19 protein-coding genes are annotated in these 25,417 nt (G+C 60.5%); 13 read left to right on the top strand and 6 right to left on the bottom strand.

Annotated features, from left to right (window positions below; all coding sequences use genetic code 11):
• The first annotated feature begins 276 nt into the window (after positions 1 to 276).
• Entirely contained in the window at positions 277 to 783 is a 507-nt protein-coding gene (locus AC3IP0_RS05415) for a BRO-N domain-containing protein (RefSeq protein WP_489318545.1), read from the top strand.
• Between the two features lie 100 nt (positions 784 to 883).
• Positions 884 to 1,078 carry a hypothetical protein gene (locus AC3IP0_RS05410; protein ID WP_489318544.1) on the top strand — a complete coding sequence of 65 codons (195 nt, stop codon included), beginning with the start codon at positions 884 to 886 and terminating at the stop codon, positions 1,076 to 1,078.
• Between the two features lie 10 nt (positions 1,079 to 1,088).
• Here AC3IP0_RS05410 and AC3IP0_RS05405 read toward each other — a convergent pair whose 3' ends face one another.
• On the bottom strand, positions 1,089 to 1,274 hold the full coding sequence (locus AC3IP0_RS05405; protein WP_046041279.1) for a hypothetical protein: 186 nt from the start codon (positions 1,272 to 1,274) through the stop codon (positions 1,089 to 1,091).
• Positions 1,275 to 1,690: 416 nt separating this feature from the next.
• Between AC3IP0_RS05405 and AC3IP0_RS05400 the strand changes: the two genes are divergently transcribed.
• The 7 genes from AC3IP0_RS05400 (at position 1,691) to aauR (ending at position 10,232) form a co-directional block, all read left to right on the top strand.
• The gene (locus tag AC3IP0_RS05400; RefSeq protein WP_489318543.1) at positions 1,691 to 3,319 is read left to right on the top strand and encodes a glucan biosynthesis protein D; all 1,629 of its coding nucleotides are present in this window, start codon (positions 1,691 to 1,693) and stop codon (positions 3,317 to 3,319) included.
• A 277-nt stretch (positions 3,320 to 3,596) separates the two neighbouring features.
• Positions 3,597 to 4,511 (top strand): glutamate/aspartate ABC transporter substrate-binding protein, encoded by a 915-nt coding sequence (locus AC3IP0_RS05395; RefSeq protein ID WP_489318542.1) that lies wholly within the window; start codon positions 3,597 to 3,599, stop codon positions 4,509 to 4,511.
• 194 nt (positions 4,512 to 4,705) lie between these two features.
• Positions 4,706 to 5,452, top strand: coding sequence for an amino acid ABC transporter permease (locus AC3IP0_RS05390; protein ID WP_489318541.1), 747 nt, complete (start codon positions 4,706 to 4,708; stop codon positions 5,450 to 5,452).
• Positions 5,452 to 6,123 (top strand): amino acid ABC transporter permease, encoded by a 672-nt coding sequence (locus AC3IP0_RS05385; RefSeq protein ID WP_489319726.1) that lies wholly within the window; start codon positions 5,452 to 5,454, stop codon positions 6,121 to 6,123. Before AC3IP0_RS05390 ends, AC3IP0_RS05385 begins: the two co-directional genes overlap by 1 nt.
• Positions 6,120 to 6,854, top strand: coding sequence for an amino acid ABC transporter ATP-binding protein (locus AC3IP0_RS05380; protein ID WP_057716227.1), 735 nt, complete (start codon positions 6,120 to 6,122; stop codon positions 6,852 to 6,854). The genes AC3IP0_RS05385 and AC3IP0_RS05380 overlap by 4 nt, the downstream gene beginning before the upstream one ends.
• Positions 6,855 to 7,005: 151 nt before the next feature.
• The gene (aauS, locus tag AC3IP0_RS05375) at positions 7,006 to 8,907 is read left to right on the top strand and encodes a two-component sensor histidine kinase AauS (RefSeq protein ID WP_489326828.1); all 1,902 of its coding nucleotides are present in this window, start codon (positions 7,006 to 7,008) and stop codon (positions 8,905 to 8,907) included.
• Positions 8,904 to 10,232 carry a two-component response regulator AauR gene (gene aauR, locus AC3IP0_RS05370; protein ID WP_489318539.1) on the top strand — a complete coding sequence of 443 codons (1,329 nt, stop codon included), beginning with the start codon at positions 8,904 to 8,906 and terminating at the stop codon, positions 10,230 to 10,232. Before aauS ends, aauR begins: the two co-directional genes overlap by 4 nt.
• 117 nt (positions 10,233 to 10,349) lie before the next feature.
• Here the strand turns inward: aauR and AC3IP0_RS05365 are convergent, their stop codons facing one another.
• Positions 10,350 to 11,384, bottom strand: coding sequence for an alpha/beta fold hydrolase (locus tag AC3IP0_RS05365; protein WP_489326827.1), 1,035 nt, complete (start codon positions 11,382 to 11,384; stop codon positions 10,350 to 10,352).
• Between the two features lie 218 nt (positions 11,385 to 11,602).
• Between AC3IP0_RS05365 and AC3IP0_RS05360 the strand changes: the two genes are divergently transcribed.
• Together AC3IP0_RS05360 and metR are read left to right on the top strand one after the other, a co-directional pair.
• On the top strand, positions 11,603 to 16,837 hold the full coding sequence (locus AC3IP0_RS05360) for a dermonecrotic toxin domain-containing protein (RefSeq protein WP_489326826.1): 5,235 nt from the start codon (positions 11,603 to 11,605) through the stop codon (positions 16,835 to 16,837).
• A gap of 117 nt (positions 16,838 to 16,954) precedes the next feature.
• A complete protein-coding gene (gene metR / locus AC3IP0_RS05355) occupies positions 16,955 to 17,872 on the top strand; it encodes a transcriptional regulator MetR (protein ID WP_007985733.1) in 918 nt (305 codons plus the stop codon).
• A gap of 134 nt (positions 17,873 to 18,006) precedes the next feature.
• Here the strand turns inward: metR and AC3IP0_RS05350 are convergent, their stop codons facing one another.
• From AC3IP0_RS05350 to nosR, 4 genes are read right to left on the bottom strand one after another with little or no spacing between them, the layout of a single operon-like run.
• The gene (locus AC3IP0_RS05350) at positions 18,007 to 18,504 is read right to left on the bottom strand and encodes a GNAT family N-acetyltransferase (protein ID WP_489318536.1); all 498 of its coding nucleotides are present in this window, start codon (positions 18,502 to 18,504) and stop codon (positions 18,007 to 18,009) included.
• 2 nt (positions 18,505 to 18,506) lie between these two features.
• Positions 18,507 to 19,145: a LysE family translocator gene (locus tag AC3IP0_RS05345; RefSeq protein ID WP_489318535.1), complete on the bottom strand. Its 639-nt coding sequence runs from the start codon at positions 19,143 to 19,145 to the stop codon at positions 18,507 to 18,509.
• 23 nt (positions 19,146 to 19,168) lie between these two features.
• Positions 19,169 to 19,603 carry an NUDIX hydrolase gene (locus AC3IP0_RS05340; protein ID WP_489326825.1) on the bottom strand — a complete coding sequence of 145 codons (435 nt, stop codon included), beginning with the start codon at positions 19,601 to 19,603 and terminating at the stop codon, positions 19,169 to 19,171.
• Positions 19,604 to 19,660: 57 nt separating this feature from the next.
• Complete coding sequence (gene nosR, locus AC3IP0_RS05335; RefSeq protein ID WP_489326823.1) at positions 19,661 to 21,019, bottom strand: response regulator c-di-GMP phosphodiesterase, NosR family; 1,359 nt, start codon at positions 21,017 to 21,019, stop codon at positions 19,661 to 19,663.
• A gap of 255 nt (positions 21,020 to 21,274) precedes the next feature.
• Between nosR and AC3IP0_RS05330 the strand changes: the two genes are divergently transcribed.
• Together AC3IP0_RS05330 and AC3IP0_RS05325 are read left to right on the top strand one after the other, a co-directional pair.
• Positions 21,275 to 23,539: a GGDEF/EAL domain-containing response regulator gene (locus tag AC3IP0_RS05330; RefSeq protein WP_489318532.1), complete on the top strand. Its 2,265-nt coding sequence runs from the start codon at positions 21,275 to 21,277 to the stop codon at positions 23,537 to 23,539.
• A complete protein-coding gene (locus AC3IP0_RS05325) occupies positions 23,536 to 25,410 on the top strand; it encodes a putative bifunctional diguanylate cyclase/phosphodiesterase (RefSeq protein ID WP_489318531.1) in 1,875 nt (624 codons plus the stop codon). Before AC3IP0_RS05330 ends, AC3IP0_RS05325 begins: the two co-directional genes overlap by 4 nt.
• Positions 25,411 to 25,417 lie beyond the last annotated feature (7 nt).

Below are 25,417 nucleotides of genomic sequence, written 5' to 3'. Positions count from 1 at the left end.
GGCGCCGCGAGCGCCTGACCGATAGGCTTTGCTCCGTCGCTGCCAAATCAGCGGCCCGGAGTCGAAGCCGGAACAAGTCAAAACGGTGCTCGTGTGCCCCCATAGAACTGTGGCTGTTTTATGCCTTCAGTTCTGCATTATGGCGGGCCGTGTGGCGCGGGCCTTTCGGCTTCCGTTTTGACCTGGAAGTGTCCCGACTTCGAACGCCACTCGGTCCGCCACCCAACCTGTCGAAGGGTTGGTGGCGACTTTCCAAGCCAAAACGGAAATCACGCCATGCCAATGCATCCCCAAAGCTCGCTTCCTCCCTATTTCGATCCCTCCGTCTTCACCCGCCACAACCGCTTCCTCCATGCCTTCATGCAAGACAGCCAAGTCTGGTTCTGCGTCCAGGATCTGGGTCGATTGATGGGCAAACCACTCAATGAACGCCTGACCCTCAAACTCGATCCCGACCAACGTCGCACTGTCTGGCTGCTCAAGGACGGCAAAACAGTCGAAACCCTGATGGTCAGTGAATCAGGCATGTACGCCTTGCTGGTTCACCACTTCGTACCGGAAAACCGCAATCTGCGTCAGTGGTTGAGCAACGAAGTCATACCCTCGCTGCGTGATGCGAAATCAGCGCCTGTGGAAAACCTGCCAAGCCTGAGTTCGTTGAATTGGGCGGGAGTTTCGGTGCCCTTGCTGCATTACCAACATCACGCCTGGGTCAAGTGGCGAGACATGCCTGAGTTGATGCAGGTGCAGCGCCCCTTCCCAATCGCTGGCACTTGCCGTTGAAGGGATGTATCAAGCCGATCAAACAGGGACAGACTTCACAGTCCGTCCCTTTGGTTTGAGTCCTCTCAAATAATTGTCCTGCTGAATGAGTTGTTTCCACATGAACGAGACTCGCAGCGCCAAACGAAACATCATCGAAATGATTCCATGTGATAGCTCGTTTGCAGAAGCGTATCTGCATAAGCTCGACCAGCAATCTGTCCGACAGCAAGCAATAGACGCTGGCATAGCCGACGCGGATGCAGGCAGGTTAACCAGCCTGGCCACCGTGAAGGCCAAATGGCTCCCACGGTAACCAGCCCTGCTCAAAACCTCGAAACACTCCTCATCGCATCCACCAGATACCTCATCGCGATCCTGTCGCTCTCCGACAGCTCCCGATAGCGTTCCACCAGTTTCATTTCCTCGCTGTTGAGCCGGCGTCTTCGTCGCCCCAGGGCCAGACACGGAAAGATTCCCAACATTTCGGTGATGCCTTGTACTTTCGACATGGACGATGTCCTTCTAAACGTCAAAGAAAACTGCAAAAAACCGCATCGCCCTCCCCCTTTTCAGCAGCCGCATCGTGCCGACTGAACCGCACCGGTCTTTCGGGCATAAACCGGTCATGTGCACAGAATAGAAATATTCCGGGCGCTGAAAAGCGGTTTTTAGAGTAATTAGTCGAAAAAAGCAGAAATGCCCTGCAAATCAGAAACCCCTGTCGGAATTGTTTCCCGACATGTCTTGTTTCATTGCCGAGCCGGCGCAGTGCCATCAATCAATTTTGCTCTGCAATCGAACGGTTTAAGCTGTCGGGCATCTGTTTAAAAGTCCGTTGCGTTTGGCCGAAGGCATGTCCGAACCGATATTTCTGATCCAGCACGTGCCAGGAACGGCGCGGGATTGTTCACGACAGGTTGTATTTATGCACCGCAGGAACTTGCTCAAAGCCTCCATGGCCATCGCGGCCTACACCGGTTTGTCCGCCACGGGCCTGTTGGCCGCCAAGGCCTGGGCCGCCAGCGGCGGCACCGCTGATGGCGAGGCCAGCGCGTTCGATTTCGAGGCGCTGAAGCTCCAGGCCAAACAGCTCGCCAGCAATCGCTACCAGGACACCAAGCAACAGTTGCCGCCGACCTTGGCGACCATGACGCCGCAGAACTTCAATGCGATCCGCTACGACGGTAATCATTCGTTGTGGAAAGAACTCAAGGGCCAACTGGACGTGCAGTTCTTCCACGTCGGCATGGGCTTCAAGCAGCCGGTGCGCATGTACAGCGTCGATCCGAAAACCCGGATGGCCCGCGAGGTGCATTTCCGCCCGTCGCTGTTCAACTATGAAAACACCACGGTCGACACCGCACAGCTCAAGGGCGACCTGGGTTTCTCCGGCTTCAAGCTGTTCAAGGCCCCGGAACTGGACAAGCACGACGTCGTGTCTTTCCTCGGCGCCAGCTATTTCCGTGCGGTGGACGCCACCGGCCAGTACGGTTTGTCGGCCCGCGGGCTGGCCATCGACACCTACGCCAAGAAACGCGAAGAATTCCCTGACTTCACCAAGTTCTGGTTCGAGACACCGAACAAGGACAGCACCCGCTTCGTGGTCTACGCCTTGCTCGACTCGCCGAGCGCCACCGGTGCCTACCGCTTCGATATCGACTGCCAGGCCGAGCGCGTGGTGATGGAGGTCGATGCCCACGTCAACGCACGTACCGCCATCGACCAGCTGGGCATTGCGCCGATGACCAGCATGTTCAGTTGCGGCACCCACGAACGCCGCATGTGCGACACCATTCACCCGCAAATCCACGATTCCGACCGCTTGGCCATGTGGCGCGGCAACGGCGAGTGGATCTGCCGCCCGCTGAACAACCCGGCGACCCTGCAATTCAATGCCTTCGCCGATACCGACCCGAAGGGCTTCGGCCTGGTGCAGACCGACCACGAGTTCGCCAGCTATCAGGACACCGTCGACTGGTACAGCCGTCGCCCGAGCCTGTGGGTAGAACCGACCACCGCATGGGGCGAAGGCTCGGTCGATCTGCTGGAGATCCCGACCACCGGCGAGACCATGGACAACATCGTCGCCTTCTGGACGCCGAAGAAACCGGTGGCTGCGGGGGATTCGCTGAACTACGGCTACAAGCTGTACTGGAGCGCACTGCCACCGGTCGGCACTCCGCTGGCGCGAGTCAATGCAACCCGTTCCGGGATGGGCGGCTTCACCGAAGGCTGGGCGCCTGGCGAGCATTACCCACCAGTCTGGGCCCGTCGTTTTGCCGTGGACTTCACCGGCGGCGGTCTGGACCGCCTGCCTGAAGGCGCGGGCATCGAGCCTGTAGTCACTTGCTCGAACGGCGAGGTCAAGGATTTCAGCGTACTCAAGCTCGATGACATCAAGGGCTACCGCATCCTGTTTGACTGGTACCCGACCAATGACAGCGTCGAGCCTGTGGAGCTGCGCCTGTTCATCCGCACCAACGACCGCACGCTGAGTGAAACCTGGTTGTACCAGTACTTCCCGCCGGCTCCCGACAAGCGCAAGTACACCTGATGATCGGGTAGCACCCTGCCACCATTCGGTTTTCCGAACGCGACCTGCGGGTCGGTTCGGTTAACCGGATCATCTCAGTGAAATCTCAACGCAAAAAATATTTAATCCCCTTATAAATCAATACTTTGATCAATTCGCACTGGTCTGGCACGAGTCATGCTCTACACTTCTTCGACGAATGTCCTTTGCGCCGACTCTCAATAGCGCTCAGGTGTTTTGCAGCACAAAAGGGCCGATGAACTGGCTCCATAAAAAAAACAATGTCGAGGAAAATTTGATGCGCATCGTTCCCCATATCCTGGGCGCAGCCATTGCTGCCGCTCTGATCAGCACGCCAGTTTTCGCCGCCGAACTCACCGGCACCCTGAAGAAGATCAAAGAGTCCGGCACCATCACCCTGGGCCATCGCGACGCTTCCATCCCGTTTTCCTACATTGCAGACGCTTCCGGCAAACCGGTCGGCTACTCCCACGACATCCAGTTGAAAGTCGTCGAAGCCATCAAAAAAGACCTGGACATGCCGAACCTCCAGGTCAAGTACAACCTGGTGACTTCGCAAACCCGTATCCCGCTGGTGCAGAACGGCACCGTGGACCTCGAGTGCGGTTCCACCACCAACAACGTCGAGCGTCAGCAGCAAGTTGACTTCTCCGTCGGCATCTTCGAAATCGGTACTCGCCTGCTGTCCAAGGCAGACTCCAAGTACAAGGATTTCCCTGACCTGGCCGGCAAGAACGTCGTGACCACCGCCGGCACCACGTCCGAGCGCATCCTCAAGTCGATGAACGCCGACAAACAGATGGGCATGAACGTCATCTCCGCCAAAGACCACGGCGAGTCGTTCCAGATGCTGGAAACCGGCCGCGCAGTGGCCTTCATGATGGACGACGCCCTGCTGGCCGGTGAAGCCGCCAAGGCCAAGAAGGCGAGCGACTGGGCCGTGACCGGCACTCCACAGTCCTACGAAATCTACGGCTGCATGGTGCGCAAAGGCGACGAGCCGTTCAAAAAGGCTGTGGATGACGCCATCAAGGCCACCTACGCATCGGGCGAGATCAACAAGATCTACGAAAAATGGTTCATGCAACCAATCCCGCCAAAAGGCCTGAACCTGAACTTCCCGATGAGCGACGAGCTCAAGGCCCTGATCGCCAAACCGACTGATAAAGCGGCTGACGACAAGAAGTCCTGATTTCTGACTAACCTTATCTCCTGAGAGGGCCCTGGCCCTTTCAGGAGGTGGTCACTTCCTGCTGGCATTTTTTGGAAACACTCGAACCGGTGGCTGTCGAGCCGGGAGCGTGTGCCTGATCGTAAAGATCGGGCGGGAACGGAGCTTCCCCCAAGCGGGCACTTGTACATCGATTGAACTGAGGGGAGACCCTAATGAATTACAACTGGGACTGGGGCGTGTTCTTCAAGTCCACCGGCGTGGGCAGCGAGACCTATTTCGACTGGTACGTGACCGGCTTGGGCTGGACCATCGGCATCGCCATCGCGGCCTGGATCATCGCCCTGACACTGGGCTCGATCCTGGGCGTCATGCGCACCGTGCCGAACCGCATCGTATCGGGCATCGCCACCTGCTACGTTGAACTCTTCCGTAACGTGCCGCTGCTGGTTCAGCTGTTCATCTGGTACTTCCTGGTACCCGACCTGCTGCCGGCGGACCTGCAAGAGTGGTACAAGCAGGATCTGAACCCGACCACCTCGGCCTTCCTCAGCGTCGTCGTGTGCCTCGGTCTGTTCACCACCGCCCGGGTTTGCGAACAGGTGCGCACCGGTATCCAGGCCCTGCCAAAAGGTCAGGAATCCGCCGCCCGCGCCATGGGATTCAAGCTGCCGCAGATCTACTGGAACGTGCTGCTGCCCCAGGCCTACCGGATCATCATTCCGCCGCTTACCTCGGAATTCTTGAACGTCTTCAAGAACACCTCCGTGGCCTCGCTGATCGGCTTGATGGAACTGCTCGCGCAGACCAAACAGACCGCCGAGTTCTCCGCCAACCTGTTCGAAGCCTTTACCCTGGCAACGCTGATCTACTTCACCCTGAACATGAGCCTGATGTTGCTGATGCGTGTGGTCGAGAAGAAAGTCGCCGTACCGGGCCTGATCTCCGTAGGGGGTAAATGATGGAATTCGACTTCTCGGGCATCATCCCGTCCCTGCCGGGCCTGTGGAACGGCATGGTCATGACCCTCAAGCTGATGGCCATGGGCGTGGTCGGCGGGATCATCCTCGGCACCCTCCTGGCGTTGATGCGTCTGTCCCACAATAAGCTGCTGTCGAATATCGCCGGCGCGTACGTCAACTATTTCCGCTCGATCCCCTTGCTGCTGGTGATCACCTGGTTCTACCTGGCGGTACCGTTCGTGCTGCGCTGGATCACTGGCGAAGACACGCCGATCGGCGCGTTCGCCTCGTGCATCGTGGCCTTCATGATGTTCGAAGCCGCGTACTTCTGCGAAATCGTCCGCGCCGGTGTGCAGTCGATTCCCAAGGGCCAGATGGGTGCTGCCCAGGCACTGGGCATGTCTTACGGGCAGATGATGCGCCTGATCATCCTGCCGCAAGCGTTCCGCAAGATGACTCCACTGCTGCTGCAACAGAGCATCATCCTGTTTCAGGACACCTCGCTGGTCTACGCCGTCGGCCTGGTGGACTTCCTCAATGCTTCGCGCGCCAGTGGCGACATCATTGGCCGCTCCAATGAGTTCCTGATTTTCGCGGGTCTCGTGTACTTCATCATCAGCTTTGCCGCCTCGCAGCTGGTCAAGCGTCTGCAAAAAAGGTTCGCCGTATGATCTCTATCAAAAGCATCAACAAGTGGTATGGGGACTTCCAGGTACTGACTGATTGCAGCACCGAGGTCAAAAAAGGCGAAGTGATCGTGGTGTGCGGGCCATCCGGTTCCGGCAAGTCGACCCTGATCAAGTGCGTCAACGCCCTGGAACCGTTCCAGAAAGGCGACATCGTGGTCGACGGCACCTCCATCGCCGACCCGAAGACCAACCTGCCGAAACTGCGTTCCCGCGTAGGCATGGTGTTCCAGCATTTCGAGCTGTTCCCGCACCTGACCATCACCGAGAACCTGACCATCGCGCAGATCAAGGTGTTGGGCCGCAGCAAGGAAGAAGCCACCAAGAAAGGCCTGCAACTGCTCGAACGCGTCGGTCTCTCGGCCCACGCCCACAAGCACCCGGGCCAATTGTCCGGCGGTCAGCAACAGCGTGTGGCGATTGCCCGTGCGCTGGCGATGGACCCGATCGTCATGCTGTTCGACGAACCGACCTCGGCGCTCGACCCGGAAATGGTCAACGAAGTGCTCGACGTGATGGTGCAACTGGCCCACGAAGGCATGACCATGATGTGCGTGACCCACGAAATGGGCTTCGCCCGTAAAGTGGCCGACCGCGTGATCTTCATGGACCAGGGCAAGATCATCGAAGACTGCAAGAAAGAAGAGTTCTTCGGCGACATCAACGCCCGTGCCGAGCGTACGCAGCACTTCCTCAACAAGATTCTGCAGCACTAAAAAGCTTCACGGTCTCCCCTGTAGGAGCTGCCGCAGGCTGCGATCTTTTGATGTTGCCTTTAACAAGCAAAGATCAAAAGATCGCAGCCTGCGGCAGCTCCTACAGGGAGTCCTCTGGGCTTGTTGTTGTGGTTGACCCAAGGCATCTGTGATGAAATGCGACCCCACTCTTTATCGCGCAGCAATGCCATCACTCGCCGTGAAACCCCGTCTGGTTCGTCATTTGTTCCTGCCCCCGCTGATCCTCGCCATGATGATCGGCCTGGGCTATATCGGCTTCTGGATCAGTGAGCACTACGGCATCCGCAGCCTCAGCGAAAACGGACAGCGCCAGCTGGAACTGCACGCCCGCGCGGTCGAAAGCGAAATCAGCAAATACACCTACCTGCCCAGCCTGCTGGAACTCGAAACCAGCGTTCCGCAGTTGCTGGCCGACCCGACCCCGGAACACCGGCAGACGGTCAACGATTACCTCGAAGGCCTGAACCGGCGCAGCCGCAGTCGGGCCATCTACGTGATGGACACCACCGGCCGCGTCATGGCCACCAGCAATTGGCGCGATGTCGACAGTTACCTGGGTGAAGACCTGTCCTTTCGCGCCTATTTCCAGAACGCCGTGCGCGGTCAGCCGGGGCGCTTCTATGGCATCGGCAGCACCAACGGCGAACCCGGTTACTACCTGGCCCATGGCCTGGAAGAACACGGCAAGATCATCGGCGTCGCGGTGGTCAAGGTCCGCCTGGAAGCCATGGAAGAGCGCTGGCAACGGGCACGCCTGGAAGCCTTCGTCAGCGACGAGAACGGCATCATCATTCTGTCCAGTGATCCGGCGCGGCGCTTGAAATCAGTGGTGCCGCTGAGCGAAGAAACCAAGGAAAAACTCGCCCGCAGCCTGCAGTACTACTGGTTCCCGCTCAACGAACTGCAGCCGCTGGCGCGGGAAACCCTGTCCGAAGGTGTGGAAAAACTCACGTTCCCGGCCAACAGCGAACTGGTGTCCGACGATGAAAACATCAGCTACCTGGCGCAAACCCGGCCGTTGAGCGATACGCCGTGGAATTTCACCCTGCTCACGCCACTCCAGGACTTGCGCCGCGAAGCGATCAATCAGGGGATCCTGGTGGCCGTGGCGTTTGCCCTCCTGGCGTTCCTGCTGATCGCCTGGAACGAGCGGCGCAAGGTGATCGCCACCCGCCTCGCGGCCCGGGAAGCCTTGCAGGAAGCCAACAATCAGCTGGAGCGTCGGATTACCGAACGCACCACCGACCTGCGCGCCAGCAACGAACGGCTCAAGGGCCAGATCCGCGAGCGCCGGCAGGCCGAAGAGACCTTGCGCCGCGCCCAGGATGAATTGGTACAGGCCGGAAAACTCGCGGCCATCGGCCAGATGTCCACCAGCATCGCCCACGAACTGAACCAGCCGCTGGCGGCGCTGCGCACCTTGTCCGGCAATACCGTGCGCTTCCTCGAACGCGGCCAGCTCGACGTGGCCAGCACCAACCTCAAGACCATCAACGAACTGATCGACCGCATGGGCCGGATCACCGCCAGCCTGCGCTCGTTCGCCCGGCGCGGGGACGACAAGGGTCAGGCCTGCCTCGGCAAAGGCGTGGACGCGGCCCTGCAATTGCTCGGTGGCCGGGTGGAAAACATTCACCTGCAACTGCACCGCGATTTCACCGATGTGCAGGTGCAGATCGACCAGACCCGCCTGGAGCAGATTCTGGTCAACCTGATCGGCAACGCCCTCGACGCCATGCAAGCGCAGCCGCAACCCGAGCTGTGGCTCGAAGGCGAAGAGTTCGATGGCAAATACCGCCTGCGCGTGCGTGACAACGGCCACGGCATCGACGCCGAAGCGCGCAAGCACCTGTTCGAACCGTTCTTCACCACCAAACCCGGCGAACAGGGCCTGGGCCTTGGCCTGACCCTTTCCGCCAGCCTCGCCGCCGCCACCGGCGGTCACCTGGGTGTCGAGCACCCGGCCAGCGGTGGTACCGCATTCGTCCTCAGTTTACCGTTGGTAAGCCCCACTCCCGCCGAGCCAATATGAACAACGACCTTAGTGTATTGATCGTCGAAGACGACCCCCATGTGCTGCTCGGCTGCCAACAGGCGCTGACCCTGGAAGACATTCCCTGCATTGGCGTGGGTAGCGCCGAAGAAGCCCTGGAGCAGGTCGGCGACAACTTCGCCGGCATTGTCGTCAGCGACATTCGCCTGCCGGGCATCGATGGCCTGGAACTGCTGACACGACTCAAGGAGCGTGATCGCAGCCTGCCGGTGGTACTGATCACCGGGCACGGCGACATCTCCATGGCCGTCGGCGCGATGCAGAAAGGCGCCTACGACTTCATGGAAAAGCCGTTCTCCCCCGAACGACTGGTGGATGTCGCCCGCCGCGCCCTGGAGCAACGCAGCCTGGCGCGAGAAGTCTCGTCGTTGCGTCGGCAACTGGCCGAACGCGATTCCCTCGAAGGGCGGATCATCGGTCGCTCGCCCGCCATGCAGAACCTGCGGGAACTGATCGCCAACGTTGCCGATACCTCGGCCAACGTGCTGATCGAAGGCGAGACCGGCACCGGCAAGGAATTGGTCGCGCGTTGCCTGCACGATTTCAGTCGGAGGCACACCAAGCAGTTCGTCGCCTTGAACTGCGGCGGCCTGCCGGAGAACCTGTTCGAAAGCGAAATATTCGGCCACGAAGCCAACGCCTTTACCGGTGCGGGCAAACGGCGGATCGGCAAGATCGAACACGCCGACGGCGGCACGCTGTTCCTCGACGAAGTGGAAAGCATGCCCCTGCCCTTGCAGATCAAATTGCTGCGGGTGTTGCAGGAACGCACTCTCGAACGCCTCGGTTCGAACCAGAGCGTAGCGGTGGATTGCCGCGTCATCGCAGCGACCAAATCCGACCTCGTCGAGTCGAGCAAGGCCGGCGAGTTCCGCAGCGACCTGTATTACCGCCTAAACGTGGTGACCTTGGAACTGCCACCGCTGCGCGAACGCCGCGAGGACATCCTGCAATTGTTCGAACACTTCTTGCAGCAGTCGTCCCTACGCTTCGACCGCTCGGTGCCGGAGTTGGACAACCAGACCGTTTCGAACCTGATGAGCCACGACTGGCCGGGTAACGTGCGTGAACTGCGCAACGTTGCCGAGCGCTTTGCCCTGGGCCTGCCGGCGTTCAAGAAAACCGGTGCCGGCGCCGGCAATCAGGGCCTGGCCTTTGCCGAAGCGGTGGAAGCGTTCGAGCGCAACCTGCTCAGCGATGCCTTGCAACGTAGCGGCGGCAACCTGACCCAGGCCAGCCAGGAACTGGGCATGGCCAAGACCACGCTGTTCGACAAAGTGAAAAAGTACGGCCTGAGCCATTGAGCAAAAACCTGATCGCCCACTACCCCTGTAGGAGCTGCCGGAGGCTGCGATCTTTTGATTTTCAAGATCCAGATCAAAAGATCGCAGCCTCCGGCGCTCCTACAGGGGATTGAGCGGTTAGAGGAGGTTGCGATCGGCCACAGGCTCGATCTGCGCCCAGTGCGAAGTGTCTTCACGGTGCTCGCGCAAGTACGGCAACACCGCCCCCAGCAACGGCGCCTTGAACGCCTCCTGGAAGCGATGGGCCAGGCCCGGAATCAAGACCAACTGACTGCCACGCAGATGCGCCGCCAGATGCACCCCGTGCATCACCGGCAGCAGCGGGTCGGCCGTGCCATGCACCACCAGCGCCGGCACCCGCAACTGATTGAGCAGGGTCACCCGGCTCGGCTCGGCAAGAATGGCCATGATCTGGCGTTTCACGCCCTCGGGATTGAACGCCCGGTCATAGGACTGCGCCGCCTGATGCAGCAGCGCCTGACGATCGTCGGTGACCATCGGGCTGCCCAATGCCGCCAACAGGTCGGCCTGCTGCTCCAGGGCCACTTCGCGGTTCGGTGCGCCGCGCCGGGACAATAACTGCACCAGCGCCGCACTCGGCGCCGGCAAGCCTTCGGCGCCGGAGGTGGTCATGATCAGGGTCAGGCTCTCGATCCGTTGCGGTGCCATGGCCGCCATGTGCTGGGCGATCATCCCGCCCATACTGGCGCCCAACACGTGGAATTGGTCGATGTGCAAGGCGTCCATCAGCCCCAGGCCATCGTCGGCCATGTCGGTCAGCGAATACGGCGACGACACCGGCAATCCGAGTTTGTAACGCAGCACTTCGAAGGTCAGGTTGGCTTCGGCCGGTGCTTGCCGCCAGGTCGACAGGCCGACATCGCGATTGTCATAGCGGATCACCCGGAACCCCTGCTGGCACAGGGCGACCACCACCTCGTCCGGCCAGTGAATCAATTGCCCGCCCAGGCCCATCACCAACAGCAAGGCCGGATCGGACGCACGGCCGATGCTCTGGTACGCCAGGCTTACCTGGGCCAGATCCACCCGTTCGGTCGGAACATTGACGTCACAACGCGAAGCCGCCATGGACGGCAGGCCGAAAAACAGCGCGGCCAACAATACGATTCGTGAAAGGAATGAAGCACCCATGAAAAAACACCAAAACGCAGAACCCCAGTAGAGCGCGAGTCTGATGAAGTTTGTTCAAGCGCGCTGCCACAGTTCCATGACAGTTTGATGAAGAGTGCCGAGCGGTCATCAGACGTCAGATTCAGCCGCGCAATAACTATGTACCACCCGCCCTTTTGACGACTGTCTCCTAATGCCCGTACCGCCGGCATGGCCCGGTCTTCTGGAGATTCATCGTCATGGTTGACGAAACCACCCCCCTGACGGCCGATTTCGGCCTTGCCTTCCCTTTGCCCGCGAACCCGGATCAAAGCCTGACTCTGAGCGCCTCGGAACGCTGGAATGATTGCTGTGAGCAGTGGCGGGCGCTTATGGCGCAAAACCCGCAGTCGCCACTCGCCAGCACCTGGTGGAATGCCCGCGCGCGCGGTACGGATCAGTCGCGCAAGGCACAGGCCAACCGCTTGTACCGCCAACATTTCGAGGCATCGAGCCAATGGGCTTTTGCCCAGGGCATTCTGCAAGCCGAACAGATCGAGACATTACAGGCGATCATCGACCCGCCCGTGCAGACAGCAACGCCTGCCACTCCACGGGTTTACGTCGAGCAAATGCAGTTCAAGGATGACAAAGGCCTGTCAATCGAACTATCGGGTGCCTTGGTCATCACCCGGGACACGCCCCAACCGGTCGCTCAATTTCTGTACTTGCCTTCCCTGCCATCCGTCTGGATGACCTTCGAGAACCGTGTCGATATGGAAAGGTGGCTGATCGAACATCAGCCGCAGATGTTCGACCAACCCCGTCTACCGACAGGCACCCTCAGGGTCTATTACACAGTGCTTGAGCGCAGCGTGCTGCAGACCAGCGCTGAATCCTTGTGGGCACGATTGCCTGTCACCCCTGCCGATCGGCCGCGTCACGAATTGATCCTGGCCCCGCCCGCCACCCTGTCGGACGCGGATACCAACGACGACGGTGTCCTGTTCGGCCAGTTGAGCCCCGATATTCCACTAGGCATCCGTCGCCAGGCACTGGCGCAACAGCGCACTGCACTGAATGCCTTGCTGGGCGAGAAGTTTCAGGGCGACCACACCGACCCGCGTCTGCAGCGTCTGCAACAGCAAATGGACGCCCTCACCAACGCCGAGCAGGCCAGCACCACCGCCGCAACCGCGCTGCTGCACAGCGACAGTGCGCAGAAAATGCTGGAACTAAACCACAAAAACCGCCCGCACTACGCCGCCCTTTACCAGGCACGCCTGGACGGCCTGCGCGCCGAAGCAGGACTGCAACTGAGCCTGAACCAGATCAGCCACGAGGAACATCAATGGCTGATCAGCGTGCTGGACGCACCGGATCAACCACGCCCGGACGGGGTGGTGGTGGCGCGCCTGGTATTGTCGATGACGGACACCGAAGGTGGCACCACCGGCACTCAAACCCGGGAACTGGACGGTGTATTGCTGTTTTCCCGGCCGTCGGCCTTGCTGCCGTCCTCGACCGAAACCCTGTTGCTCTACTGGCCCGGACGCTTCGGTGGCCTGCAACGGTTCGCCTCTCGACAGGCGCTGGAACAGACGCTGTTCAAACTGGCGGCCAACGACAGCACTCAAGCACTGCATCTGCTGCCGCTGACTGCGAACCCGTTCGAATACGCCTTGCAGAACCAGCTTCACAGCTGCGTACAAGAAGTGGCCCGGCTGCTGACCGCCAACCCGGTTCCATCTCGCGCCAGTCAACGCCAGACGGAACTGGAAAAGCTGCGCGAGCAGACCCTCGCCTGCCTGACGGCTCCTGTTCCCGCAGCCCGGGAGCTGGCGCACCAGCACATTGTCGAGCAAGTTCACAGCGGTGCGCTGGCCGCACGCTTGCCGGCGTGGCACGGCACCCTGTCCGCCGAGCAACGTGAGCGGATCAAGACGCTGCTCAAGTCCTACATCACGGCCATGAAGCGCTCCCATGAATGGCTGGAGCGCGAGTTGCCGCCCCGCGACGCCTTCAGCAAAAAGGCCATTGATGCCCACCTGAGCCAGGCGTTCGGCCTGACCCGCAACGTTGACGTGCTACTGGACGTGCCTGACTCCACCACTTGGCGCAAGGTCGTCACCGAGGGTGCGGCACCGGGAACACCCCAGGAAAATGTGCTGGTCGCCAGCGAGCAGCGCAGCAAGCTGTCCCTCGGCGACCTGGCGCAAAGCAACATTGATCAGGCGATGTCGTGGCGATTGTCGTTCATGCAAGTGGAGACCAGCGGCGGCGAGGAAACAGATCAACAGAAGCTGAAAAACGGCATCACCCCGACCTGGCTGCGCAAGATGGTCACCGAACTGGACCTGGCCGGACAGTATGAAACGCTGATCCGTGAAACCTTCCTCGGCACCTCGACCGCGCCGGCCTTCAGCAATGAATACCGCCACGAATGCCTGAGCGAACCCTGGCGCCTGATGCTGCGCCTGCAAGGCGAGTTCGCCGCGCTCGCCAAAGACATCAATGCCGATGGCCAACAGGTCCTGGACATTGCCATCGATGCCAGCAGCCGTGAAGCCTTCAGCGCCAATGGCAAACGCATCGAACTGCTGCCGGCGCACCTGACAGTCGGCGGCAGCGATACACCTGGCCAGGGGCCGAGCACCCTGTCCGGCGTGACCTTCATTGTCGAACGGATCAGTGGCCTGACCCTGCTCTACCTGCCGGACAGCCCGGACGGCGTGTTTGTGCGCCAGTTCGACAGCCTTGAGCAGGCACGAATGCGGCTGTTCAACGATTGCCTGCGAAGTTCGATGGTCACCTATCTCGCCGGACGGGCCTTGACCGGAGAGTTAGCCCGTCACGTCAGCCGAATCAACGAGGCGCGAGTGAGAAACTTCGACGGCCTGATCGGTGTCGGTACGCCTTGGCCATCCCGCACCTCCCTGGCGGCGCATCTGCTGAACGTACACATGGGCCGTTTGTTGGAGGCTCATCGAGCAACATCGCGCTCCAACGACGCTTTGTACCTGGAGCAAGTCGCCCTGAAGTCAGGTGCGATGTTCAACTACCTGAAAATGGCTGTGGGTATGCTGCCTTTCGTTGGTACGACCATCGCCCTGTACGACGCCTGGAACAGCGCCAACCTGGCGGTGGCGGCCTTCCTGCGCGGTGATGTTGGCCACGGGCTGGCCGAGGTCGAAGCGGTGCTGTTGTCATTGATCGACGCGGCCATGGATGTGCTGCCCGGCGCCGGTGCAGCACCTTCGGCAGCGCTTGCCATCACCCGCCAGCGCCAGTTGCGCGCCGTCAGCAAAAGCGTCGGCGCCCTGCGCAGTTCGACTCAGCGCCAGGCACAACGAACCCTGGAACGTTTCAAGGGCTATGAATACGAACAGATGATCTCCCTCGCCGGTCTGCAACCGGGCACCGAGGGCCTCTATCGTCAGGTGTATCGCCACGCTGACGGCCATTTCATGGTCAGCCAAGGGCGAATCTATCGCATCGAGCTGGAAGGCCAACCACCCCGCTGGCGCTTGAGCGGCACCAGCAGCCGGACCTACAAACAGCCGGTTGCCCTCGATGAATCCGGCCATTGGAACACCCACTACGCGGCATACGGCACCGTGATCGAAGGCGGCGGCGTGGGCGGTGGCACGGTGCTTGGGCACATGGCCGATGGATTGGACCCACTCTGGCCGGTCGCCATTCGCCGCTGGCTGCCACGCTGGTGGACGGATCGGGCCTTGCGTCGGCAGTTGACCCTGAAAAACACCGCCGATGCCTATACCCGGCGCCTCGATGCCCAGACCCGCAAGAACAACAGCCTGGTGCAGGGCTACTACGATATTGCGCCCGCGCAGCGCCCGGCAGCTCGCCCCGGTGTCGACCTTGCCTGCCTGGACGATATCGAAAACGCACAGGCTTTGTACCAGACCCTTGAAGAGCTGATGGTGTTGAGTCATGGCAACAATCGCGCCCAAATCATTGATATTCAAAGCCGCTGCGCCTGGATTGTCGTCGACCGCCTGGACCGCAGGATCGGCCTGGCCAGGGAGCGACTGCTGGAAAGCCTCGACCGGATCGAACAACTGATCGCCCGTTCGGACACGACACCGGTCAACGATACCTCCGCCCATTTGAAACTGATGGCCGAGCGCAAGACGGTTCGAAAAGCTTTTCTCCAGGAATTCGACCAGCAACACCAGGCCGTCGAAGCAGCCAACCAATGGTACCGCCGAATCACCCGACCCAAGCACAAAGAGATCATGGCCCAGATCATGAAGCTCTTGAACGAGTCGTACAGCGATGCCAATTACCGCTACCTGAAGGCAGCGCACGTTCTGGAAACCATCACCCACTACGACGCTGTCGACGACCTGTCGTGGACGTACTTCCACGTACAGTTGAAAAAGTCCCGCGAGAAGGTCGGACGCGCCTTGCTGACCCAACATCAGCTGCCGCAAGTACGCTCCAGCGTCGTCCAGCGCACCAGGGTTTTCGAAGATTGCCTGGACATCTACACCCAATTCCGTCGCCAGCTCGGCGCCTGGACGCTGGGCTATCCGCAGCACCTGGACTTGGAGCAAGTCACTTTGTTTCTGGATAACCTCGACCAGATGGAAACATTCGCCCGCAATGCCATCAGAAATCGATCAGCAACCCCACCTCCGACAAAAAGCACCGGAAAACAACTGTTCGAGACTGAAGACAACCGATTGCTGATTGGCGAGCCCAGTACCGATGTCGTGACTCGGCAACAGCGCTTCACCATCGAAGGGGTCGATGGCCGTACGGAAACCTGGCTGCCCCGCTCCAACGGTAAATATCACCTCAGTGAACCCGCCGTCTCCGCGCAACCGATGCTGCCGACCGATGTCAGGCCGCTGCTGACAGAAGCCAGAAAAAGGCTGGGGGCCGCGGACGCCTATACCAACAAAGTCAAAGGCTATGCACAGCAAAACATGCTGCCCGTCGACCTGGAACACATGATGAGCAGCGAAGCGGCGGAGTTGACCCTGCGCGCCCAGGCCATCGAACGCTTGTCCCCCGCCGAGGCCGTGGCGCTGCAACTGCGCACTCGGGCGGATGAAATGCTGCGCACGGGGCACACCCTGCGCATCGATCAAAGCATGAACAGCAAAACCCCGACCGAAGGTTATCTGGACTATCTGCTTGAACAGCAAGTGGTGGATATCCGCAAGGAAGGCGGTTTGCGCGACCTGGGCAAACGCCCGGACGGACGACGGGATTTCCTCCAGGAGTACGAGGTGCGCGACCTGCGCAGCGAACCGGCGCAAACCCTGTGGTACGCACACTTCCACTACACCTCGGCCAAGCCTCAGTTCAGTGACTTCGTCAAAGGCCATCTGAAACTGCCGGAACAACGCAACCTGGGCCTGCAATGGCAGAAGGACGTGGCCGCCAGTGGCGGTACGGTCGAGGCGATCTGGCGCGGCGACATCGGCAAACCGCTGGGCAACAAACACTTTTCCACACTGTGAAGCAGCAACGGCGGGGCACGCAATGTGCTCCGCCGTGCTGGTGGTCGACAGCGGCATCAACATGAGACAAACTCAACCTTTTCGATTTATCGACAAATTTTCCTCATGGAGCCCCCGGTGCTTGAAATCCGTCACCTCAAGACCCTGCACGCCCTGCGCGAAGCCGACAGCCTGGTGGATGCGGCCGATCGCCTGCACCTGACCCAGTCAGCCCTGTCCCATCAGTTCAAGGAACTGGAGGAGCGCATGGGCATGCCGCTGTTCGTGCGCAAGACCAAACCGGTGCGTTTCACCAGCGCCGGTTTGCGCCTGCTGCAACTGGCCGACGCCACCCTGCCGCTGCTGCGCGCCGCCGAGCGAGACATCAGTCGCCTGGCCGGTGGCACCGCCGGTCGTCTGCACATGGCCATCGAATGCCACAGTTGCTTCCAGTGGCTGATGCCGACCATCGACCAGTTCCGCGACGCCTGGCCGGAAGTCGAGCTGGACCTGGCCTCGGGGTTTTCCTTCGCCCCGCTGCCGGCCCTGGCCCGCGGCGACCTGGACCTGGTGGTGACCTCCGATCCGGTGGACCTGGCCGGGATCACCTATGTACCGCTGTTCACTTATGAAGCGATGCTCGCGGTGGCCAACCAGCACCGCCTGGCCAGCAAGGCCTATATCGTCCCCGAAGACTTGCTCCCGGAAACCCTGATCACCTACCCGGTGGAACGCGACCGGCTAGACATCTTCACCCGCTTCCTCGAACCCGCCGACATCGAACCGGCCCAGGTCCGCACCTCGGAACTGACGGTGATGATGATGCAACTGGTGGCCAGCGGTCGCGGCGTGTGCGGCATGCCCCATTGGGCACTGCATGAATACAGCTCGCGAGGTTATGTGAAGGCCAAGCGACTGGGTGAGAAAGGCTTGTTCGCCACGCTGTATGCGGCGATCCGCGCCGACATGCTTGATGCGCCGTACATGCGCGACTTCCTGCTGACGGCCAAGGACACGTCGTTTTCGACGCTGGACGGGGTTAGTGCTGTTCGCTGATTTCTTAATGAAGGAAAACTGTACAAATGTGGGAGCGGGCTTGCTCGCGAAGGCGGCATAACATTCAAGATTGATGTTGCCTGACCCACCGCTTTCGCGAGCAAGCCCGCTCCCACAGGGGATCAGCGGTGACTTCAGAGCTCGCGCCACATGTGGATCTTGTCGAAATAGTCCTCCCCCACCCGCACCGCCATCGGTTCAAGCCCGAACTGGACGAAACCGCAGCGCTGGTAGAGGTTGAACGCGGCATCGTTGCCGGCGGTGACGGTCAACTGGATCAGGCGCAAACCCGCGTGGTTCTGCGCCTCGGCCAATGCCGCCTGAACCAGTTGATGGCCGAGCCCGCGCTGGCGGACCTTGGCGGTCACGTACATGCCAAACAGCGTCACCTTGTGCCGGGCCTTTTCCCGTGGCTCGAACGCAAGGCCGACGATGCCGGCCAACCGGCCTTCTTCGAACGCCCCGAGCACCACGTCCAGCTTGCCGGTCAGGCGCGACTCCCACCAGCTCAGCGGCATCACCGCCCGCTCACGCACGCTCGAGGTAAAGGCCTGCGGGTGCAGGTCGTAGGCTTCGAGCATCAGCGCCCGGTAGTCCAGGGCATGGCTGGCATCCAGTCGTTCGATCCACATCCTCAGGCCATCCGTTTTTGCTCAAGCATCAAGCGCAGCGCCAGCGCCGACAACACGAAGCCCATGAAGTAGCGCTGCATCGCCAGCCAGGTCGGATTGCTGACGAACCACGAGGCGATGCCCGCGGCAAACATGGCGATCAGCAGGTTGACGCAGAAACTGACGCTGATCTGGGTCAGGCCGAGGATGATGCTCTGGCTGAACACCGAGCCGTGCTCCGGCGTGATGAACTGCGGAAACACCGACAGATAGAACACCGCGATTTTCGGGTTCAGGGCACTGGTCAGAAAGCCCATGGTGATCAGTTTGCGCGACGAATCCGGTGGCAGCTGCTGCGCCTCGAACGGCGAGCGCGCACCGGGTTTGACCGCCTGCCAGGCCAGCCACAACAGGTACAGCGCACCGGCCCACTTCAACACCTCATAGGCCATCGGCACCGCCAGGAATACCGCGGTCAAACCGGCGGCCGCAGCAAACAGGTGCACGAAGAATCCAGCAACCACCCCAAGCAGCGAGATCACCCCGGCCTTGCGGCCCTGGCAGATCGAACGGGAGATCAGGTAGATCATGTTCGGCCCCGGCGTCAGTACCATCAGCAACGCGGCAGCAGCAAAAATCAGCAGGTCTTGAAGCGGGATCATGGGCGAGGTCCTTTGCGTAATGATCAGGCGATCGCGGTCAGCGATGCTCGATAAAACGGCAGGATCAGGTCCCGTGTCAATGGCGCCAGGCTGACACCGCCGTCGGTGGCCGGGTCGATCCAGAGCACTTCTTCGATCTCCGCCGCCGGGGTGACATCCGAATGGATCTTCAGCTGAAACAGCTCGGCGTGTACGACAAAGCCCGGCTCGTTGGCGGCCGGTGCCGAGAAATGACCGAGGTAAGCGGCCTGCGCCGGGTCGATGTCCAGACCCAGTTCTTCTTCCAGCTCCCGGGCCAGGGCGTGGACCGGCAATTCATGGGGCTCGATCTTGCCGCCCGGCTGCATGAACGCCGTGGTGCCGCGCTTGCGTACCAACAGTGTGCGGCCATCAGGGCCGATCAGCAGGGCGGCGGCGATATGGATAATGCGCGGTGAAACAGCGGATGCAGATGTCATGTGTCAGCCATGGACCCTGATGGAAATCACAAGGATCCCATGTCCGACCGTCCGCCGTCATGCCTTGGCCTGAAGCAGCTGCGGCGTATCCTGCGAGACCTTCACGAAAATCCTGTACTTGCCGCTTTCCATGGCTTCGAAGGCGATCAGTTTTTCCACCAGAGGGCCGTTCAACACCTTGCCGGCATTGAGCAGAAGCATGCCGTTATCGGCGTTGAGATTGCGCGCCAGCACCATCCCGGCCATCAGTTCCCGGGTGGTCAGGACCTTGATCTGCGGATCGGCCAGGGTGATATCGCTCAGGAATGTGATGCATACCTTAATGAAATCTTCGAGCAGGTCAGGATCGTAAAGCCGTCCGGCGTACTGGCGCAGGTAGAGCAGCGCTTCGTCGCTGTTCATCTGTCGTTCGAGAATCAATCCTCGCTGCAACTCGACGAAGTCGACCGCCAGCTTCAGCAATCGCGATCCGAACGGAATGGCTTCGCCCTTGAGCCGGTCGGGGAAACCGCTGCCGTCCCAGCGTTCCTGATGGTGCAGGATCAACCGCGCCGCATCCTTCATCGGGTCCAGGGTCATCAGTAGCGATTCGCTCTGCTTCGGATAGCCACGATAACGGTCACGGTCAGTGTGCCTCAGCAGATCCGAAGGGGTGACCATCATGCTGTCGGACCAGCTCAGCTTGCCGATGTTGTACAGAGCGGCCGCCATGGTCAGGTCGCGGCTGGCGGCTTCGTCCAGCCCGTGTTCCGTGCAGTAGCCGCGCACCAGTTCGATGATCTGCCCATTGGTCTGCTTGGCCGGTGGCAGGCGCAGGTTGGCCAACAGCGAAAACACCTCGGTGCCGGTGACATAACTGTGCTTGAGCTCCTCGTAAGCCAGGTCGAGCATGTCGGCGGTCTGCTGCAATTCGGCGGTGCGGGCGGCGACGTGTTTTTCCAGTGTGCTGTTGAGCAACTTGAGCTGGTCGTTCTGCACCCGGGTCAATTGTTCCAGGCGCTGGCGCTCACGCTCCGAATGCTGGTGGTCCAGGGCCTGTCGCAGGGTCAGGAGCATTTCGTCGTCATTCCAGGGTTTGCTGATGTAGTGGTGGATCTGCCCTTCATTGATGGCTTTGATGATCGCCGAGGGGTCTGCATAACCGGTGAGCATGATCCGCATCGTTGCCGGATAGCGCTGACGGACATGGGCCAGCAACGTGGCGCCGTCCATATTGGGCATGCGTGCATCGCTCATCACCAGATCCACCGGCTGCAACGCCATGATTTCCAGCGCCTGGGCACCGCTGGTGGCCAGCAGCACCTCGTAGGGCTTGCCGCGCAACAGGCGACGCAGACTGTTGAGGATCGACTCCTCATCATCCACCAGCAAAACTTTGGGGCGATTGCTCAACATCGGTACGGATTGCTCTTCCATGGCATGGTCTCAAGCGAGTCATTGACAGTGACAGGCAGCGCGGGCTTACCGTCTTTCCTGCCTGCGCTTGAATGACAGGCTAGATGATTTTGCGCATCGCCCGCGCTAATTATTGTCTTGAGTTCTGCGGGCAAAGTGGCCAGTGGCAACTATGCTCAACGCAATGGACTGCACAACCGGCCTGCAAGCAGGCCTGTGACGAGGGAAACGGATGCGCCCGATAATTTACGCGTGTACTCCTGCGGGTACCGCCCCATGAACACCTGGCAGACGTGCATCAATCGCCGTGTGCTCATCGTCGACGACACCGCGTCGATCCATGCCGATTTCGCCAAGATACTCAGCCCGGCCACTGTCGAAGATGACAGTCTGGGACAAACCGAAAGCCTCCTGTTCGGCACCCTGTCCCCCACGCAGACACAACACTTTGAACTGGACTCGGCGTTCCAGGGCCGCGAAGCCCTGGACAAGCTCGAAGCCGCCCTGGCCGATGATCGTCCCTATGCAATGGCATTCATCGATATGCGCATGCCGCCAGGCTGGGATGGCCTGGAGACCATCGAACGGTTGTGGCAGGTCGATCCCAAACTGCAGGTGGCGCTGTGCACCGCCTACTCCGACTACTCCTGGGAGGACATCGACCAACGACTGGCGCTGAACGACCGCCTGCTGATTCTGAAGAAGCCCTTCGACGCCATTGAGATACGCCAGATGGCCAGCGCACTCACGGTCAAATGGCAAATGACCGAAGACGCCGCGCTCAAGATGAACCTGCTGGAACAAGCGGTCCAGGAACGCACCCGGGAACTGTCCGACGCCAACATCATCGTGCAGAACAGCCCGACCATCCTTTACCGGTTGCGTGGCGAGCCGTCGTTTCCGCTGATGTACATTTCCCATAACATCACACGCTACGGTCACGTTGCGGCCGACCTGCTGAACTCGGCCAACTGGGCCCAGCAACTGATCCACCCGGAAGACCAGTCCAGTGTCGATACGGCCATGGCCCGGGTGCTGGACCGGCATGCGCTGGGCGCCTCGATCGAGTTTCGCCTGCGCACCGGCCAGGGTGCATGGCGCTGGGTGGAGAACCGCTACATTCCCGTACGCGACCATGACGGTCGCCTGCTGGAAGTCGAGGGAATCATTCTCGACATTACCGAACGCCGGCTGGCCGAGGAAAAAATGGCCTTGCTCGCCCGCACGGACGGGCTCACCGGCCTGGCCAACCGCGCCACCCTGATCGAACGCCTGCATCAGGCCTTTGCTGCCGCACGTCGAGGCGCAGAGGCATTCGCGGTATTTTATCTGGACCTGGATCACTTCAAGCGGATCAACGACACCCTCGGCCACCCGGTGGGTGATCTGTTGTTGCAGGAAGTGGCCCGGCGCATCACATCCGGCGTGCGGGAAAACGATGTGGTGGCACGCCTGGGCGGGGACGAGTTCGCGATCCTGCAACTGGACGTCAGCGACCCGACCCAGTCCGCCGCCATGGCCACCAATATCCGCGATGCGCTGCTGATCCCGTACAACCTCGCCGGCAATGCCCTGCACCTTTCAGTCAGCATCGGTATCAGTAGCTACAGCGTCGCCTGTCTCGACGCCGACAGCCTGCTGAGCCAGGCGGACATGGCGCTGTACCGCGCCAAGGAAATGGGCCGCAATCAGTATCACTTCCACTCTCAGGAGATCACTCAGGAGGTGGCCGAACGCATGGCCATCGCCAATGACTTGATGACGGCCATCGAACGCGATGAACTGGCGCTGCATTACGTTCCGGAAGTGGATATGCACAGCGGCAGGATCCTGGGCATGGAAGCGCAAGTGCGCTGGTGCCATCCCCGGCGCGGCGAACTGCAGGCGTCGGCTTTCGTGCCCGCGGCGGAAAAGACCGGTGCCATCATCCCTCTCGGACGCTGGGTGCTGAATCAGGCCTGCCGGCAGATGAGCCTGTGGCGTAACGACGGAATGGCGCCCCCCGTGATGGCGATCAAACTGTCCCTGGCGCAGCTCAAGAGTGGTCCGGAGCTCATTTACGACGTGCTGCGCACCACTGCACGATGGGAGCTCGCCCCCTGGGACCTGCGTTTCGACGTGACCGAAGCGACTCTGGCGCAAACCAAGTGGACCCAGAACGATGTATTGCCGCGCCTGCGGGAGCTGGGGGTAAAGATCGCCATCGATGATTTCGGCACCGAATATTCATCATTCGATTACCTGAAAACCTACCGGGTCAATCACCTGAAGCTGAACCAATCCTTTCTCGATGGCGCGACCCAGGATGCGGCTGGCGCCAACAGCCTGCGGGCAATCGTCAACTTCGCCCGGGACCTGGGTATCGGCATCATTACTGAAGGCGTCCAGACGTCGGATCAACCCCGCACACCAGAGTCAGCCGCCCCGCTATCAAGCGCGCAAGGCCTCTACTTCAGCGAGGCCGTGAGTCCTGAACAAGCGGCCCGATTGCTCAAGGACGGGAGCATGGCTCCTCCGTCCTCCAGGGAGGATGAGGGATGAAAACACTTTCCCCCCAGACCAACCGACGTATTCTCATCATTGACGATGCACCGGCGATCCATGCCGATTTTCGCAAGATCCTCACCCCGAGCACCAGCAACGAGGTGGACCTGGACAGTCTCGAACACTCACTGTTCGGGACTCGACAATCACTGCGTCTCACCTTCCAGATAGACTCCGCCTATCAGGGCAAGGAAGCCCTGGAGCTGGTCGAACGCGCACTGGCCGATAGCCGCCCCTATGCCCTGGCATTTATCGACATGCGTATGCCGCCCGGCTGGGACGGCCTGGAAACCATTGAACACCTGTGGAATGCCGACCCGAACCTGCAAATCGCCTTGTGCACCGCCTATACCGACTACAGCTGGGAGGCCATGGCCGAACGACTGGAGTTCGGTGACCAGTTGCTGATTCTGAAAAAACCTTTCGATACCCTGGAAATCCGTCAGATGGCCAATGCCCTGACCTGGAAATGGCAGCTGGCACAGGACGCGGCGCTGAAGTTGTTGAGCCTTGAGCAGACCATCGAGGCACGGGTACACGAACTGCTCAAGGTGTCGCACCTGCTGCAGTACGACGCCCTTACAGGGCTGCCCAACAGCACATTGCTGGGTGATCGACTGAGCCAGTCGCTGGCCACTTGCCGACGCCATGACAAGCATCTGGTGGTGATGTTTCTCGGGCTGGACCGGTTCAAGCGCATCAACAACGCTCTGGGCCACCCGGCCGGGGACGAAATGCTCAAACGGGTCGGGCAACAACTGCTCAAGTACGTGCGCGAGTCCGACTCGGTCTTTCGCTATGGCGCCGACGAATTCGTGGTGATCCTCAGCGACATCAACCACCCCCAGCAGACTCGTGGCATCGCCGAAAAACTGCTGAGTGCCGTGCGCAGCCCACAGTCGATCGCCGGCCAGGAGATCAGCATCACCGCCAGCCTGGGCATCAGCGTTTATCCCGATGACGGGCTCGACGCCATCGACCTGATCAAAAAAGCCGAATCCGCCATGCGCCACATCAAGGAAAGCGGCCCAAACGACATCGGTTTTTTCATCGAAGCCATGAACCAGCGTGCCCGGGAGCAGCACAGTATCGAATCGGGCATTCGTCAGGCCCTGCAAAGGCACGAATTCGTCCTGCACTACCAACCGAAAATCGAACTGCGCAGCGGACGGGTAGTCGGTGCCGAGGCTCTGGTGCGCTGGCAAAAACCCGGGCATGGCCTGATCTATCCTTCCGAATTCATCCCCGTGGCCGAAGACAGCGGCCTGATCGTGCCACTGAGCAAGTGGGTATTGACCGAGGCCTGTCGCCAGGCACGACGCTGGCAAGTAGCCGGGCTGCCGGCGATCCGCATGTCGGTCAACACATCGGCCATCGACTTTCGTCAACGTGATTTCGTCGAAGACATCGAACAGATACTCGAACAGACGGAAATGCCCCCCTGCCTGCTGGAACTGGAGATCACCGAAGGTGTACTGATGCAGAACGTTGAGGCGACCATGACCGCGCTGAACCGGCTGAAGACGCTGGGAGTGCGGCTGGCCATCGATGACTTCGGCACCGGTTATTCCAGCTTGAGCTATCTACGCCGGTTCCCCATCGATGTGCTGAAAATCGATCAGTCGTTCATTCATGGCTTGAGCAATGAAACCAACGATGCCGCCCTGGTCAGCGCGATCATCAGTCTGGGCAAGAGCCTCGATCTGAATGTCATCGCCGAAGGCGTCGAGACCGAGGAGCAACTGGCGTTTCTCAAGGCCCATCAATGTGAGGAAGGCCAAGGTTACTACTTTAGCAAGGCCCTGCCGGCAGACGCTTTTGCGCGGCTGCTGGCCGTTGGCTGGGCAGAACAGCGAGACGACTCATGAACAGGCA

This window comes from Pseudomonas sp. GL_103 (assembly GCF_057835175.1).
Note: the sequence above shows the minus strand (reverse complement) of the source record. Positions and strands in the feature narration are given on the sequence as shown.

Bases quoted from the DNA above. Each gene is read 5' to 3' on its own strand.
- AC3IP0_RS05415 (WP_489318545.1), top strand. From the start codon at position 277: ATGCCAATGCATCCCCAAAGCTCGCTTCCTCCCTATTTCGATCCCTCC.
- AC3IP0_RS05410 (WP_489318544.1), top strand. From the start codon at position 884: ATGAACGAGACTCGCAGCGCCAAACGAAACATCATCGAAATGATTCCA.
- AC3IP0_RS05405 (WP_046041279.1), bottom strand. From the start codon at position 1,274: ATGTCGAAAGTACAAGGCATCACCGAAATGTTGGGAATCTTTCCGTGT.
- AC3IP0_RS05400 (WP_489318543.1), top strand. From the start codon at position 1,691: ATGCACCGCAGGAACTTGCTCAAAGCCTCCATGGCCATCGCGGCCTAC.
- AC3IP0_RS05395 (WP_489318542.1), top strand. From the start codon at position 3,597: ATGCGCATCGTTCCCCATATCCTGGGCGCAGCCATTGCTGCCGCTCTG.
- AC3IP0_RS05390 (WP_489318541.1), top strand. From the start codon at position 4,706: ATGAATTACAACTGGGACTGGGGCGTGTTCTTCAAGTCCACCGGCGTG.
- AC3IP0_RS05385 (WP_489319726.1), top strand. From the start codon at position 5,452: ATGGAATTCGACTTCTCGGGCATCATCCCGTCCCTGCCGGGCCTGTGG.
- AC3IP0_RS05380 (WP_057716227.1), top strand. From the start codon at position 6,120: ATGATCTCTATCAAAAGCATCAACAAGTGGTATGGGGACTTCCAGGTA.
- aauS (WP_489326828.1), top strand. From the start codon at position 7,006: ATGAAATGCGACCCCACTCTTTATCGCGCAGCAATGCCATCACTCGCC.
- aauR (WP_489318539.1), top strand. From the start codon at position 8,904: ATGAACAACGACCTTAGTGTATTGATCGTCGAAGACGACCCCCATGTG.
- AC3IP0_RS05365 (WP_489326827.1), bottom strand. From the start codon at position 11,384: ATGGGTGCTTCATTCCTTTCACGAATCGTATTGTTGGCCGCGCTGTTT.
- AC3IP0_RS05360 (WP_489326826.1), top strand. From the start codon at position 11,603: ATGGTTGACGAAACCACCCCCCTGACGGCCGATTTCGGCCTTGCCTTC.
- AC3IP0_RS05350 (WP_489318536.1), bottom strand. From the start codon at position 18,504: ATGTGGATCGAACGACTGGATGCCAGCCATGCCCTGGACTACCGGGCG.
- AC3IP0_RS05345 (WP_489318535.1), bottom strand. From the start codon at position 19,145: ATGATCCCGCTTCAAGACCTGCTGATTTTTGCTGCTGCCGCGTTGCTG.
- AC3IP0_RS05340 (WP_489326825.1), bottom strand. From the start codon at position 19,603: ATGACATCTGCATCCGCTGTTTCACCGCGCATTATCCATATCGCCGCC.
- nosR (WP_489326823.1), bottom strand. From the start codon at position 21,019: ATGGAAGAGCAATCCGTACCGATGTTGAGCAATCGCCCCAAAGTTTTG.
- AC3IP0_RS05330 (WP_489318532.1), top strand. From the start codon at position 21,275: ATGAACACCTGGCAGACGTGCATCAATCGCCGTGTGCTCATCGTCGAC.
- AC3IP0_RS05325 (WP_489318531.1), top strand. From the start codon at position 23,536: ATGAAAACACTTTCCCCCCAGACCAACCGACGTATTCTCATCATTGAC.